General features: G+C 45.8%; 12 protein-coding genes. 7 read left to right on the top strand and 5 right to left on the bottom strand.

The window, feature by feature from the left end:
- The first annotated feature begins 117 nt into the window (after positions 1-117).
- Entirely contained in the window at positions 118-810 is a 693-nt protein-coding gene (locus tag HGO26_RS03675) for a cytochrome b/b6 domain-containing protein (protein ID WP_168823405.1), read from the top strand.
- A 73-nt stretch (positions 811-883) separates the two neighbouring features.
- Here HGO26_RS03675 and HGO26_RS03670 read toward each other — a convergent pair whose 3' ends face one another.
- Positions 884-1,333 carry a c-type cytochrome gene (locus HGO26_RS03670; RefSeq protein WP_028760800.1) on the bottom strand — a complete coding sequence of 150 codons (450 nt, stop codon included), beginning with the start codon at positions 1,331-1,333 and terminating at the stop codon, positions 884-886.
- Between the two features lie 190 nt (positions 1,334-1,523).
- Between HGO26_RS03670 and trpR the strand changes: the two genes are divergently transcribed.
- On the top strand, positions 1,524-1,799 hold the full coding sequence (trpR, locus tag HGO26_RS03665) for a trp operon repressor (RefSeq protein ID WP_028760799.1): 276 nt from the start codon (positions 1,524-1,526) through the stop codon (positions 1,797-1,799).
- A gap of 56 nt (positions 1,800-1,855) precedes the next feature.
- Here trpR and HGO26_RS03660 read toward each other — a convergent pair whose 3' ends face one another.
- Together HGO26_RS03660 and slyD are read right to left on the bottom strand one after the other, a co-directional pair.
- A complete protein-coding gene (locus HGO26_RS03660) occupies positions 1,856-2,227 on the bottom strand; it encodes a hypothetical protein (protein WP_168823403.1) in 372 nt (123 codons plus the stop codon).
- Between the two features lie 237 nt (positions 2,228-2,464).
- Positions 2,465-3,121 carry a peptidylprolyl isomerase gene (slyD, locus tag HGO26_RS03655; RefSeq protein WP_028760797.1) on the bottom strand — a complete coding sequence of 219 codons (657 nt, stop codon included), beginning with the start codon at positions 3,119-3,121 and terminating at the stop codon, positions 2,465-2,467.
- Between the two features lie 640 nt (positions 3,122-3,761).
- Between slyD and thrA the strand changes: the two genes are divergently transcribed.
- The 5 genes from thrA (at position 3,762) to HGO26_RS03630 (ending at position 13,274) form a co-directional block, all read left to right on the top strand.
- Positions 3,762-6,230: a bifunctional aspartate kinase/homoserine dehydrogenase I gene (gene thrA / locus HGO26_RS03650; protein WP_168823401.1), complete on the top strand. Its 2,469-nt coding sequence runs from the start codon at positions 3,762-3,764 to the stop codon at positions 6,228-6,230.
- Positions 6,227-7,189: a homoserine kinase gene (thrB, locus tag HGO26_RS03645; RefSeq protein ID WP_168823398.1), complete on the top strand. Its 963-nt coding sequence runs from the start codon at positions 6,227-6,229 to the stop codon at positions 7,187-7,189. The genes thrA and thrB overlap by 4 nt, the downstream gene beginning before the upstream one ends.
- Before the next feature lie 71 nt (positions 7,190-7,260).
- A complete protein-coding gene (gene thrC / locus HGO26_RS03640; RefSeq protein ID WP_168823396.1) occupies positions 7,261-8,544 on the top strand; it encodes a threonine synthase in 1,284 nt (427 codons plus the stop codon).
- Positions 8,545-8,784: 240 nt separating this feature from the next.
- Positions 8,785-9,642 carry a substrate-binding periplasmic protein gene (locus tag HGO26_RS03635; protein WP_168823394.1) on the top strand — a complete coding sequence of 286 codons (858 nt, stop codon included), beginning with the start codon at positions 8,785-8,787 and terminating at the stop codon, positions 9,640-9,642.
- 347 nt (positions 9,643-9,989) lie between these two features.
- Positions 9,990-13,274 (top strand): S41 family peptidase, encoded by a 3,285-nt coding sequence (locus HGO26_RS03630; protein WP_168823392.1) that lies wholly within the window; start codon positions 9,990-9,992, stop codon positions 13,272-13,274.
- A 106-nt stretch (positions 13,275-13,380) separates the two neighbouring features.
- Here the strand turns inward: HGO26_RS03630 and HGO26_RS03625 are convergent, their stop codons facing one another.
- Positions 13,381-13,821, bottom strand: coding sequence for a flagellar biosynthesis anti-sigma factor FlgM (locus HGO26_RS03625; protein WP_168823390.1), 441 nt, complete (start codon positions 13,819-13,821; stop codon positions 13,381-13,383).
- A gap of 224 nt (positions 13,822-14,045) precedes the next feature.
- Positions 14,046-14,483 (bottom strand): OsmC family protein, encoded by a 438-nt coding sequence (locus HGO26_RS03620; RefSeq protein WP_028760789.1) that lies wholly within the window; start codon positions 14,481-14,483, stop codon positions 14,046-14,048.
- Between the last annotated feature and the right edge of the window lie 71 nt (positions 14,484-14,554).

The raw sequence follows: 14,554 nt of genomic DNA, 5'->3' as shown, positions 1-14,554 counted from the left end.
ATGGGATAACTCCGCAGTCTTTGCCCTTATTTACTTATATTTACTTTAAGTTTCATCCCGAATCCCGATAAAATACCTCTACTTATTCCATTCGGTCACTTTGAGTTTGCCCATTTTATGAATACTGAACACGTTAAAATTAAGGTCTGGGATTTACCCACGCGAATTTTCCATTGGGGCATGGTGTGTCTGTTGGCACTTTTATGGTGGAGTGCCGATGCGGGCGAAATGCAGTGGCATCAAATTTTTGCTTATAGTTTGCTGATCCTTATTGGATTTAGGATCCTCTGGGGGCTCATTGGTAGCGATACGGCAAGGTTTAGCCACTTTGTTCATCACCCCAAAGTTGTACTCGATTACTTGAGATCGATTCGAACTGAAGGGATGTCTGTGGTACTTGGACACAATCCTATCGGTGGCTATATGGTCATCGCGTTGATTGGGATCATTAGCCTTCAATTAGTTACAGGCCTTTTTGCGACCGATGATATTTTTACCGAAGGTCCGCTATATAGCTATGTCAGTTCAGATACCAGTGGATTTTTGACTTGGTTACACAAAACGAACTTTAACCTTATTCTCTTGCTGAGTGCCATTCATGTACTGGCTGTGATTATTCATGCCATGAAAGGGGATAAGTTAGTTGGTGCTATGATCAGTGGTTACAAGAAAGTCTCGAAGGTTGCTTTTTCATCAAGTGCGAAGAGCGAGCTTCGATTCAAGTCTGAGTGGCTTGCTTTAGTGCTGTTCACAGTATGCGCGGCAGTGGTATTTGGCTATTTAATGTGGCCAATAGTGCAAGTTCTGTAGATTTATACTTAGTTTTGGAACATCTAAAAGCCTGCTATTTAGCAGGCTTTTTGATGGGGAAAACAACGTCAAATTAATCTTTCTTATAAATGTCGTGACAACTTTTACAGCTTTTTCCTGTGTCCATAAAGGCTTGTTTGATTTCAGCTTGATTACCTTTTTGAGCTACAGTAGCCAGAATGGCAGCATTCTCTTGGAAGGTTTTCATTTTTGCATCAAAATCAGCTCTGTCTTGCCAAACTTTGGCTAGGGCTTCGGTATCACCTTTGTCTGAGCCATCAATAAAACCTTCGAAAGGAATTTTGGATAATGCAGCAACATTCGTTGCGCGCATTGCGAAGGTTTCTGCTTCGAAAGGTTTTTTACCTTTCATCATGGCAGCCATATCGCCGAAGTTATAAGCAATAAGACCAAATGCAGATTGGCGGTATTCAATTGCATCTTTAGAGTCTTCGAAATTGTGTGCTTGAGCAGTTGAAGCCAATAAGGTACTGGCAACGAGAGTAAGTAGTAATTTTTTCATCGTATTCTCACAAATTAGCGTCGAAGTGTGACATTGCACTCCTATTGTACACAAATTAACTTGATGTACTAGAAGCAATTTTGTCAGTTTTTGTCTGGATAAGACGGCTAAACGTAACAATTTATTTGTAAGTAGGCCAAATCTGTTAGACTGCTAATGTAATGCTTGAACAGTACTTATGAGGGTGATTATGCGAGCTAACTGGGATCTAGTATTAGAAAAAATTTTGAGCCACAGCAATTATGAAGATCTTTCTGTGTTGTTTCATTTACTGTTAACCGAAGAAGAACGTAGTGCCGTTGCCGGACGTTTGAAGGTCTTTCAATTGCTGCTAGACGGGGAAATGAGTCAAAGGCATATCGCTGCGGAATATGAAGTCAGTATTGCAACGATTACACGTTGTTCTAATTATTTGAAGAATATGTCTTCTGAGCATAGGGCGAAAGTTCAAAAATTAATTGGTTAGTGTTCACCTGGATACAACTCTTGTGATGCTCTTATTGTGGTGAATAGAACTAAGTCTTAAGGCGTGATGGGAAGCTTATGACGACGATAGAGGGAACGACGAACCAGAATGTATAAGCCGTAGCTGAGTAAACAGATAGCCAGAATTGGGTAAAGATCCTTGGGAAGGAATTTAAAGATAGCCAGCGCCGCTAAGAGATAGATAAAAGGTAGAAAGTTATAAATTATCTCGGGAAGATAACCCGATTTACGCCGCTTAGCCGAGTCTGTTCGACGGTTTTGAGAACGCATAACGTAGATCCTCGCACCTAATACAAATACCACAGTTGCCGCTATCAAGGCATAGCTGATGTTGAGTGCAATAAAACTCGAACTACCGAGCGCCATGTAGCCAAAAGGCAAAATTTCGTAAAGTGGTTTGGTTAACATAAGCACTCCGTCGCTTAACTTAGGTTGATATCAATATCTAATTGAAAATATTCATATAAAATTTGAATACTTCAATTTACCAGTCAGTTATTTATCTATTACGAATATTATAAACGCTTGTGTATAAAAAATGCACGACCTTAAATTAAGGGCGTGCATCTTAAAAGGTTAAACCATGGCAGTTTAATCACTTACGGATAAACAACTTCTCGTTTAACTTCTGGTATCAGGCTTTGTTTAGCCGCGGCAACCACAGCCGCCATTACCGTCACAACCTGTTTTAGGTGTGTCACAGGCTTCGTGCTCTTCATGGTGGTGTCCATGATCGTGGTCTGAACCACCACAACATCCGCCCGCTTCTTGTTTGCCTGAACCGCCACAGCATCCACCGCCGTGGTCGTGATCATGTCCATGGCTTCCACAACCACCTTGGGCATGAATGTGGCCATGAGCGATTTCTTCGGCTGAGGCTTCACGAACGTCAACGATTTCGACGCTGAAATTGAGCGATTGGCCCGCTAAAGGATGGTTGCCATCGACGATAACCACATCGTCTTTCACTTCCATGACTTGAACTGGGCGCTGACCCATTTCAGTTTCAGCGATGAAGCGCATACCTGGGACGATATCTTCGATATCACCAAAGGCTTCTAATGGCACTGCTTGACGTAGGCCATCGTGATAAGGGCCATAGGCTTCTTCGGCACTAATAGTGACATCGAGTTTTTCGCCTTTGCTTTTACCATCTAATGCGGCTTCTAAACCTGGGATCAGGTTTTCAGTGCCGTGTAGATATAGCATAGGTTCAGAGTCGAAAGAGTCTTCTAATAGTCTGCCTTCTTGATCTGATAAACGGTAATGAATGGTTACCGCGCTGTGTTGAGTGATCTTCATATCGCCTCCAATTCGTAATGTGCGCGCATAATAACGTGCTTTTTTAGTGCTGGCGATAATTTGAAGTGGCTTATGTTAGATATCGCACAGGTTTTTTTAGGCAAATTTGTCGGTGCTTTACGGTAGAAAGGATGAGTAATGTGATTTTTGCTCGTTAGCCTGTCAATTTAGCCTGAGTGATGAGGTAGAACAAATAACGCATTATTTGAAAGTGTATTATAAATAATTAGATTAAAAACAAGTGATTATCTAATGGTTTTCGTGCCATGTTACGTTGACGTTAACAGTTATCCATTGCGTAAATCGCATTTTTACCCCTAGAAAACTTCATATTAACGAATCTTGATGCAGTATTTTATCGAGCGTTAATATTTGCCTATAAATAATCCATTTTAGGGGTTGACAAGCGCGGGTAAAAAAAGCAATTCTGTTTATCAAGAAATTAACATGGATTAGCCCAAACACATGCATAGCCTAGGTTTCGTAGTAACTACCATTATTACAACCACCACTACAACAACAGTGGGGGCGGGCTGATACACCCTAAAGAATTTTAACGATGAGCCCGCTTCCCACAAAGAAGCGGGCTTTTTTGTTTCTAGCTCTTATTTCTAAGTCGGGCGCGGTACAGGAGAACAAGATGAAAGTAATGAAATTTGGTGGTACCTCGCTTGCAAATTGGCAGCGATTCTCGATGGCGGCGGATATCGTTGCTAAGTCATCTAAGCTTGAACCCATAGCCACTGTGCTATCGGCCCCGGCGACTGTGACAAATGCGTTACTAGAAATGGTTGATGTAGCCGTTAAAGGTGAAGATTATTCGTCTGTGCTGCAGCATGTTGAGCGAGTATTTACCTCGCTATACCAAGATGCAGTTACTTCAATGTTGTCGAGTGAGCAGAGTGAACAGCTCTTTTCTGGACTTAATGCACAGCTGGTGATTTGGCAGGATAGATTACGTGGCATTAGCTTACTGCAAGAGTGTCCCGATGGCATACGTGCTGAAATCGTGGTGGCAGGTGAGCGTTTATCTGCAGCCTTGATGGAACAAGTGATGCTATCTAAGGGGATCACGTCTGCTCAACTCGATCCGCGCGCCTTGTTTCTAGGTCGTGGTCGGCCGTTAGAATCCGTGGTCGATATCGCTGTGAGTAAGCCAAGGTTTCGTGCGTTGGCATTAGGTGAAAAGCGCGTATGGGTAATGCCGGGATTCACCGCCGCCGACGAACAGGGCAAAGTGGTGACATTAGGCCGTAATGGTTCTGACTATTCTGCTGCCGTGCTCGCCGCCTGTTTAGATGCGTCAAGTTGTGAAATCTGGACTGATGTTGACGGTGTTTATAATACCGATCCCCGTGTGGTTGCCGATGCTAAGCTGTTATCACAACTTAGCTATCAAGAGGCGATGGAACTCTCCTATTTTGGCGCTAAGGTGCTGCATCCTAAGACGATTGCGCCTATCGCCCAGTTCCATATTCCCTGTTATATCAAAAACAGTTTTAACCCCGATGCGCCCGGCACTCTGGTATCAAACCAAGCCGATGAAACCGGCTTGCAGGTTAAAGCTATCTCCAATTTAGATAACCAGACCATGTTCGATATATCAGGCCCAGGCATGAAAGGCATGGTTGGCATGGCGAGCCGTACCCTTGCTGCGATTTCCCGCAGCGGCGTGTCTGTGTCTTTAATCACCCAAAGTTCCTCTGAATACAGTATTAGCTTCTGTGTGGCGACGTCTGACTCGGCCAAAGTGAAATGGGCCTTAGAGCAAGAGTTTGAATTAGAAATAAAAAGTGACTTGCTTGAACCTATTGCTATGCGTCATGAGCTCGCAATTGTGTCCTTGATTGGTGATGGCATGCGCACTCATAAAGGGGTGGCGGCGCGTTTCTTCCAAGCGTTAGCACAGGCGAGCGTGAACATTATCGCCATCGCCCAAGGTTCGTCCGAACGGTCTATTTCGACTGTGATCGAGCAGCGTAAGACTAAGCATGCGGTGGCGGCTTGTCATCAAGGCTTTTTCGATGTGCAGCAGTATTTAGATGTGTTTTTAGTGGGTTGCGGCAATGTGGGGGCAGGCCTGCTCGAGCAGATAAAACAACAGTCTGCCATGCTCAAAGAGCAGCACATCAGTATCCGTGTTTGCGGCATAGTGAATTCGAACAAGATGTTACTCGACAGCGCAGGCATCGATTTAAGCAACTGGTCTAGCTTGCTTGCCGATAGTCAGCAAACCTGCGATATCCCAGCGTTACTCGCATGGGCAAAAGAGCAACAATTGCTTAATCCAGTGCTGGTGGATTGCACTTCGAGCGAGCAAGTATCGGATCTGTATTTGGATGTGATGAACTCAGGTTTACATGTGGTCACGCCGAACAAAAAGTCGAACACTCGCGATTATGCTTATTATCAAGCACTGCGCCAAACGGCATTAAAACAGCGTCGCCAATTTTTATACGAAACCACAGTCGGTGCGGGGTTACCTGTGATCGATAACCTGAAAAAACTGTTATTTGCGGGTGATAAACTGCATAAGTTTAACGGTATTTTATCGGGCTCTTTATCCTTTATCTTCGGCATGCTCGATGAAGGCATGACACTTTCTGAAGCGACAGGTCTTGCGCGGGAAAAGTGTTTTACTGAGCCCGATCCCCGTGATGATTTGAGTGGTATGGATGTGGCGCGTAAAGTGCTCATTCTTGCCCGTGAAGTGGGACTAAAGTTAGAGCTCAGTGACGTGCAGGTTGAATCTGTATTGCCAGCCGAGTTTGATGATTCAGGTGATGTTGAAAGCTTTATGGCACGATTACCGCAAGTTGATGCCGCAATTGCCGCAAAAGTGGCGCAGGCCAAAGCCCAAGGTAAAGTGCTGCGTTATGTTGGGCAAATTGAGGATGGTGTGTGCCGTGTGCGTATCGCCGAAGTGGATGCACTGGATCCGCTTTATAGCGTTAAAGGCGGTGAAAATGCCTTGGCGTTCTATAGCCGCTATTATCAGCCCATTCCCTTTGTGCTACGCGGCTATGGCGCAGGGACTGAAGTGACCGCTGCTGGTGCCTTTGCCGATGTATTAAGAACCTTGAATTGGACTCGTGAGGTGAGTGTATGAGTTTGACCGTTTACGCTCCAGCCTCTATGGGTAACGTAGGAGTCGGATTTGATTTACTCGGTGCAGCATTAGCGCCGATTGATGGTAGTTTACTGGGCGATAGAGTGACTATCGCCGCAGCAGCGTCGGGTGTGAGTCTTATGCAAACCGGCGCTTGGGCCCATAAACTGCCTGATAATCAGCAAGACAATATTGTGTACCAATGTGCCGAATTCTTCTTAACAGCCATGAGTAAGGAGTTTTTAACTGCGCAGGGTAAAGCAGATGAAGGTGTGGCACTCACACTGGAAAAGAACCTGCCCGTCGGCAGTGGTTTAGGGTCGAGTGCAAGCTCAGTCGTGGCGGCGTTATATGCCTTGAATGAACATTTTGACAGACCCTATAACGAGCAAGCACTGCTGGAACTGATGGGCGAGTTTGAAGGGAAGATCAGCGGTAGTGTGCACTATGACAACGTTGCCCCCTGTTATTTGGGCGGCATGCAATTGATGCTCAATGTGCCGGGCACAGTTTGCGAAGCAATACCCAGCTTTAAAGAATGGTATTGGGTTGTGGCCTATCCAGGGATTTCACTCTCAACGGCAATGATGCGCAAACTCATGCCTGATCAATATGATAAAAGTGTCACTATCGATTTTGGCCGTTATTTAAGCGCCTTTGTGCATGCGTCTTACCAGCAGAATGCCAAGCTTGCGATCAGCGTATTAAAGGATGTGTTAGCCGAGCCCTATCGCGCCGCCGCGATCCCGGGTTACGACAAGGCCAGAGCCGCTTTAGCCGATTTAGGCATGTTGACTACGGGGATTTCGGGCAGCGGCCCAACGCTGTTTTCGATTACCGATGATTTAGCCACGGCAAATACCGCTAAAGCTTGGTTAGAAGCGCATTATCTCACCGAGGTGGGTGGCTTTGCCCACGTGTGTCGCCTCGATGAGCAAGGCACGCGTAGAGTCGATTAATAGTTAATTTAGCTAAGACTAAGTACCCCAAATTAGCATTTAAGGTTTAGCATCAAAAGGTTGAGTTGAGCATGGAACTATATAATTTAAAACACCCTTCGCAGAAAGTGAGCTTTAAAGAAGCGGTACAACTGGGGTTAGGTAAAGACAGAGGTTTGTTTTTTCCTAGTCAAATACCCGTACTAGACGATATTGAAGGGCTGCTGGCGTTGCCATTCGTTGAGCGCAGTAAAAAAGTACTCGGCGCATGGCTTGCCTCTGAGTTAGGCCAAGATGCGGTCGATGAATTAGTTGAGCGTGCCTTTAACTTTGATTTACCTTTGGTTGCCGTCGATGAGCAGCGCGCTTGCCTCGAATTATTCCACGGTCCAACACTGGCGTTTAAAGATTTTGGGGCGCGTTTTATGGCGCAATGCGTCAATGCCTTTGTGGGCGACACGCGCTTAACCATCCTGACTGCGACCTCGGGCGACACTGGCGCCGCGGTTGCCGATGCTTTTTATGGGCTTGAGAAAGTCAATGTGGTGGTGCTCTATCCTAAGGGCAAGATCAGTGAACTACAGGAAAAGATGTTCACGACTTTGGGCAAAAATATCCATACAGTTGCCGTCTCGTCCGATTTTGATGCCTGCCAAGATCTGGTTAAGCGCGCCTTTGATGATCCCGAAGTCCGCGATGGGTTGAGCTTAAACTCGGCAAATTCTATCAACATCAGCCGCTTACTCGCGCAAATTTGCTATTACTTTGAAGCGGTTGCCCAGTCTAAACAACGCCATGAAGCCGATCCTGTGATTTCAGTGCCAAGTGGTAACTTTGGCAACCTCACCGCAGGTTTATTCGCTAAAGCGATGGGATTACCAGTTAAACGCTTTATTGCCGCGACCAATGCCAACGATACAGTGCCGCGTTATTTAGACAATGGTCAATGGCAGCCCAATCCGACTCAAGCGACTATGTCCAATGCCATGGATGTGAGTGAACCCAGTAACTGGCCGCGTGTGGAAGCCATTTGTGAGAAATTAGGCTGGCCACTGAGTAGCTTAGTGGGTATTCGCTTATCGGAGGAACAAACGTCACAGGCATTAGCTGAGTTGCATGCACAGGGTTATGTGTCTGAACCCCACGCGGCGATTGCAGCTAAGGCCTTATCTTTAACCTTAGTGCCCGATGAAGTGGGCATATTTTTGGGGACTGCCCATCCCGCTAAATTTAAGGATGTTGTGGATAGAGAGTTAACGCTTAACTTACCCTTGCCGCCTGAGCTTGAAGCTGTTGCGAGTAAGCCCATCTTATCCGCGGAATTAGCGGCAGATTTTGCTGCATTAAAAGTGCATTTATTCAAAATATTAGCTTAAGGGCTTTAGCCCTACTGATGTCTGCCTAGCAGTGGAATAACATGGCGTAAAAGCAGGAAGGGAGCTTGGCTCCCTTTTTTAGGCTAATTACTGTGATCTCGCTGGTGTTTATGGCGCGCTATCTAAGTGACAACTACGCTTACTGAGGTAGAACCCCCTCGCGGAAGTCTGACGCTGAATTGTTATACTTCATCTTAATCAAGAGAGGATCGTCAACTTAAGAGGCAAGTAACTTAGCCTATGCCATGGTTTAAATACGTTCCTGTCTTATTTATGCTTTTTTTAGTCTTGCCCGCTGTAAGTGCGTCGCAGGTCAATAGCCCTTTACCTTGTAAGAACACGATTAAAGTCGGTTACAACGATTGGCCTCCCTATGCTTGGCAAGATCCTCAAGGAGAAGCCCAAGGCTTAGATGTGGATCTGATGCGGGCATTTACAGTGTACCTTGGTTGTGAAGTTCATTTTATTAATGTGCCCGCTAAGCGCTCGCATCAGATGTTGCGAGCAGGACAGTTAGATGTGTTGATGGGAGCGACTATGACGGATGAACGTCAAAACTATGCTCTTTTTTCAACCTATTACCGAGATGAAGAGCTGCGCTTATTTGTACTTTATGAGCAAAAAGATCAGATTAATATCGATAAATGGGAGGACATTTTTACCCAAAAATTGCGTCTACTTGTCCCTTCTAGCGGTTGGTATGGTGCAGATTATCAAGAATCTCAATATCGATTAGAGCAGGAGCACTTGTTAGTATTAAGTCCCGACTCAAATAAGTCTGTGCAAATGCTTATCTACGGTAGGGGAGATATGATCGTCGGAGATACCTTAGCTATGCCCTATATCGCCAGCCAGCATCAACGCATCAAGCTAGTACCACTTAAGTTAGTGTTAGATCAAAACCATATTCATTTAATGTTCAGTAAAGCGAGTATCAAGACAAGCCAGTTAGAGCAGTTTAATCATGCGATTAAGGCATTGATGGATAACGGTGAAATTGCACGAGTGATCAATAAATGGCAACAAATGACACTGGCGAAACAGTCTAATATGAGCCGCCTAAACAGTCCGCTAACGACGCTGTATGTCAGCCCTTAACATTAGCCCTTCGCATTAGCCACTCATGTCCGACTCTGGTATATTTTTATCCTAGTGCAATATGGTAACGCTATGATCTTTGATGTTTTCCTCTAATGAATCCTGTCTTTTATTCAGTTGTTCCTCCACGATTTAAGATGTGACACATTTGCTAAAACTTCTCTGACTCGAAGTTACTGAACTCTCTATCAAATTCTGCTAGCTTGTTGGGCTCAATTGTCATGCTTTGGACTTGATTGTGGTTTTTTTACAAAAGCCCATGGCAAGAATTTCTTCGCTAAATCTGCTAGCAAAATCTCGTAGTAAAGGGTCTATTGCTAAAAATAACAATAGGATAGAGGTCATACATGAAACTTCGCCATTCTGTCGCCTGCTGTATGCTTGCCCTAGGCACATTAACAGCGTTCCAAACCATCGCTGCCGATGCGGTGAGCAATCATGGGTATTACCGTGCGCCCGCGTTGCACGATCAAACCTTAGTCTTTACTGCAGAAGGGGATTTATGGACTCAGACCTTAGGTCAAAAAGCGGCTACTCGCTTAACGAGTTTACCTGCGGAAGAGCTAGGGGCGACTATTTCGGCCGACGGTAAGTGGGTTGCTTATGTTGCCAACTATGAAGGCGCGAGCGAAGTGTATGTGATCCCCATTACGGGCGGTGTTGCTAAACGGGTGACTTTTGAGAATAGCCGTGTACGAGTTCAGGGCTGGACTGCCATAGGCGAGATTTTATATTCCACCGACACGGGCTTTGGTCCTGCTAATAATTGGATGCTGCGCAGCGTCGATCCTCAAACCCTCACCACCACAGATTTACCCTTAGCCGATGCAGTTGAAGGTGTGATTGATGATCGCAACGAATACGTGTACTTCACCCGCTTTGGTCTGCAAGTGACTGGCGATAATGCCAAAGTGTACCGTGGCGGCGCAAAAGGTGAATTATGGCGCTTTAAACTCGGCAGCAAAACCGAAGCACAGTTGCTCAGCGGCCAACACGACGGCTCAGTGCGCCAACCTATGCCATGGCAGGACAGACTCTATTTTATTAGCGACAGCGATGGCAACGACAACCTCTGGTCGAGTGCGCTCGATGGTTCAGATGCAAAACAGTTGACTCAATTTAAAGATTGGCAAGTCCGCGGTGCGCGGATGGACCAAGGCAAAGTGGTATTCCAGTTAGGTGCGGATATCCATGTGTTTGATATTGCGGCCGCTAAAGACTCGTTACTCAATATTGAACTCACTTCCGATTTTGCCGAGCGCCGTGAGCATTGGGTAAAAGATCCTATGGATTACGCTTCTTCGACTAATTTGGCCCCCGCTGGCGATAAAGTGGTGATTACCGCCCGCAGCCACGTGGCGATCGCGGGTATTGATGGCTCGCGTTTAGTTCAAGTTGCACTGCCGGGGACTTATCGCGTAAGGGAAGCGGTGTTGAGCCAAGATGGCAAGTCGGTTTATGCGATTAGCGACATGACAGGTCAGCAGGAAATTTGGCAATTCCCTACTGATGGCAGCAGTGGCGCTAAACAGTTAACCAAAGACGGTCATACTTTAAGAATGAGTCTTAATTTGTCCAGTGACGGTCGATTTATCGCCCATGACGATAACGATGGTAATGTTTGGCTGTTCGACTTAAAGAAAAATACTAATCAAAAAATCATCACTAACGGCGAGGGACTTGGGCCTTACGCCGATATCCGCTGGTCCAGTGACAGCCGTTTTATTGCATTAACTAAGTCGGAAATCGGTAAACAACGTCCGCAAATCGTCCTGTATTCTGTGGATGAAAATAAGGCCGAGACGCTCACAAGCGACAAATACGAGTCCTATTCGCCAACCTTTAGCAGTGACGGCCAGTGGCTATATTTCCTGTCAAACCGCCAATTCAGCGCAACACCAAGTTCACCTTGGGGCGATAGAAACATGGGCCCTGTGTTTGATAAACGCAGCCAAATTTTTGCCATCGCACTGGTCAAAAATGCCAAATTCCCCTTTAGTAAACCCAATGAACTCGAATCGAATCAAGTTGAAAAAACCGATGCTAAGGATAAACCGAGTCCAGTAAAAATCGATTGGGCAGGGATCTCTCAGCGTTTATGGCAAGTGCCTGTCGATTCAGGCAATTACAGTAAGCTGCGCGTCGTCGATGATAGACTTTATTTGTTAGATCAAGCTATTGGCGACGATGTCGCACCTAATTTAATGACCATCAAATTTGACCGATTAAGCCCCAAAGCCGAGGTTTTTGCCGAGGACATTGGCCAATATGAGGTTTCTGCCGATGGTAAAAAGCTGATGCTACGTAAGCACAGTAATGAGAAATCACTCCTGATTGTTGATGGCGGCGATAAATTAGGCGATACGGATAATGCCAAAGTGCAAACGGAACAATGGCAGCTAGCGATTTCTCCGCAGCTTGAATGGCAGCAAATGTTTGAAGATGCGTGGTTGATGCACCGAGAATCTTTCTTCGACAAAAAAATGCGCGGCCTCGATTGGCAAGCGACCAAAGCTAAGTATCAACCTTTGCTCGACCGCCTGACCGATCGTAACGAACTGAATGACATCTTCATGCAAATGATGGGCGAGTTAGATTCTTTGCACTCACAGGTGCGCGGTGGTGACATACCTCAAGATCCCGATGCGGCTAAAGCGGCAAGTCTTGGCGCCCGTCTACAACAAACTGCTGATGGTGTTAAAATTGCGCACATTTACAGTAACGATCCTGAGTTACCGGCTAATGCATCACCGTTAAATCGTATCGAAGTCGATGCTAAAGAAGGCGATATGCTGTTGGCTATTAATGGCACGCCAGTGGTGAATGTGGCCGACGTCACGCGTCTTTTACGTAATCAGCAGGACAAGCAAGTCTTGCTGCAGCTTAAGCGTGGTAGCCAAACCCATAAAACCATCGTCATGCCCGTTAGCGCTGTGGTGGACAGTCAATTACGTTACTTAGATTGGGTGAGCCATAACGCGGCTGTGGTCGAGGATGCAAGTCAGGGCAAGATGGGTTATTTGCACTTATATGCCATGGGCGGTGGTGATATTGAAAGTTTCGCCCGTGAGTTTTATGCCAACTACGATAAAGAGGGTTTGATTATCGATGTTCGCCGTAACCGCGGTGGCAATATTGACAGTTGGATTATCGAGAAGTTACTACGCCGCGCTTGGGCGTTTTGGCAACCGACCCACGGCACGCCAAACACCAATATGCAACAAACCTTCCGCGGTCATTTAGTGGTGTTAACCGATGAACTGACCTATTCCGACGGCGAAACCTTCTCCGCAGGGATTAAAGCACTCGGTATTGCGCCCTTAATTGGTAAGCAAACGGCAGGGGCGGGCGTGTGGTTATCTGGGCGAAATGCGTTGACCGATAAAGGGATGGCGCGGGTGGCCGAGTATCCACAGTATGCAATGGATGGCCGCTGGGTGCTTGAAGGCCATGGCGTAACGCCGGATATTGAAGTTGATAACTTACCTTTTGCTACCTTTAATGGCAAAGATGCGCAGCTTGAAACTGCAATAAGTTATTTAAAGGATGAGTTGGTTAAACAGCCAATCCCAGCCTTAAAAGTGCAACCTTTGCCTGTAAAAGGTATGGCACAGGATATTAAAGCTAAGTAATTGATATTTAAATTCAGTATTTAACCGAAATTTAAGGTATCTCGGCTAGCATGTCCGTGTACAAAGTTAGGGTGTTGTCTCTTGGTTCCCGAGACAACACCCATTTTTATGCCCATTCATTAATACTTCTATTCCCATTTTTACTTGTTTCCGCATAGGTTTGCATAGTGTTCACTTGCTGTTGTTGGGCAAGGTGATTAACTGTCATTGCTCTCGCGTCTTCGTTATGACTTAGATAATAGGCCGTTGGCGCTGAAATCCCTTGGCTCGTTCCTGTCGCTAAATTGGTCATGTCGGCGATCACTTGATACTTCATCTTCGCGTGTTTCAATTCGACTAAGGTTTCTATGTTATCCCTCAGTGCTGGCATTTCTGCTGGTTTTTGCGCATTCGCCGCCAATTGTTTTGCATCGCTAGAAAGCGTTACTGTATCAGTTGACGCGGGTGCGCTGGTTTGAACGGCATTGTTAACTTGTGCAAATTCAGCAGTGGAGACATTTTTTTGTGGGCTGACAGACGGGGAATTTCGCAGTGGTTGAATGTGCATCTTTTAACTCCAACAGATGATACCAAGCTAAGATTGGCTTCTATCGTACTGTTTAAAAGCTGGACCTGAGCTGAATAATGGTGAAAAGTTAAACTATGTGGATGGTTAGGTGGCGCGGATAATTCGATGATAGCAATGATTCAGACAGCTATTAAGTTACGGTGCGGCAATAAAAAAGCCCGCTTAAGAAAACCATCAGCGGGCCATAAAGATCTGCTCAAATCCTAAAACTTGATTTGAATATCTGTTGCTAAACTATTAGCGATAAAGCAATTTGCATGTGCTTTCTCGTGAATTTTCTCAAGGGTTTCTTGGCTGACTTCGACCCCTTCAGCGAAAATGACCTTAGGATTGAGCACCATCTTTGTCACTGCCAACTTGCCCGCCTCGTTTTTACCCAGCTCTGCAGTGGCATTATCCACATAGGAGGTTACAGGTAAGCGCTTAAGATGCGCAATTGCTAGAAAGGTCAACATATGGCATGAGGATAATGCAGCCAACAGGCTTTCCTCTGGATTGACATTTTGCCCATTGCCTTTGTATTCCGGTGCCGACGAGGCTTGAATCGTCTGGCCGCTGCCAAAGGTAATACTGTGGTCTCGACAAAATTCGCCTTCTTCGGCGGGCGAGGTTTGCCAGTTAACCGTTAAGTTAAAGCCCATTATTTTCTCCTATCTGAAGGACATCAGGGCACTATAGCCTAGCGGTGCTCACTTAGCCATGATCGCCATGC

Origin of the sequence: Shewanella oncorhynchi, from assembly GCF_012584455.1 — a bacterium.
Taxonomy (GTDB): Bacteria; Pseudomonadota; Gammaproteobacteria; order Enterobacterales; family Shewanellaceae; genus Shewanella; species Shewanella oncorhynchi.
Note: the sequence above shows the minus strand (reverse complement) of the source record. Positions and strands in the feature narration are given on the sequence as shown.

Bases quoted from the DNA above. Each gene is read 5' to 3' on its own strand.
- HGO26_RS03675 (WP_168823405.1), top strand. From the start codon at position 118: ATGAATACTGAACACGTTAAAATTAAGGTCTGGGATTTACCCACGCGA.
- HGO26_RS03670 (WP_028760800.1), bottom strand. From the start codon at position 1,333: ATGAAAAAATTACTACTTACTCTCGTTGCCAGTACCTTATTGGCTTCA.
- trpR (WP_028760799.1), top strand. From the start codon at position 1,524: ATGCGAGCTAACTGGGATCTAGTATTAGAAAAAATTTTGAGCCACAGC.
- HGO26_RS03660 (WP_168823403.1), bottom strand. From the start codon at position 2,227: ATGTTAACCAAACCACTTTACGAAATTTTGCCTTTTGGCTACATGGCG.
- slyD (WP_028760797.1), bottom strand. From the start codon at position 3,121: ATGAAGATCACTCAACACAGCGCGGTAACCATTCATTACCGTTTATCA.
- thrA (WP_168823401.1), top strand. From the start codon at position 3,762: ATGAAAGTAATGAAATTTGGTGGTACCTCGCTTGCAAATTGGCAGCGA.
- thrB (WP_168823398.1), top strand. From the start codon at position 6,227: ATGAGTTTGACCGTTTACGCTCCAGCCTCTATGGGTAACGTAGGAGTC.
- thrC (WP_168823396.1), top strand. From the start codon at position 7,261: ATGGAACTATATAATTTAAAACACCCTTCGCAGAAAGTGAGCTTTAAA.
- HGO26_RS03635 (WP_168823394.1), top strand. From the start codon at position 8,785: ATGCCATGGTTTAAATACGTTCCTGTCTTATTTATGCTTTTTTTAGTC.
- HGO26_RS03630 (WP_168823392.1), top strand. From the start codon at position 9,990: ATGAAACTTCGCCATTCTGTCGCCTGCTGTATGCTTGCCCTAGGCACA.
- HGO26_RS03625 (WP_168823390.1), bottom strand. From the start codon at position 13,821: ATGCACATTCAACCACTGCGAAATTCCCCGTCTGTCAGCCCACAAAAA.
- HGO26_RS03620 (WP_028760789.1), bottom strand. From the start codon at position 14,483: ATGGGCTTTAACTTAACGGTTAACTGGCAAACCTCGCCCGCCGAAGAA.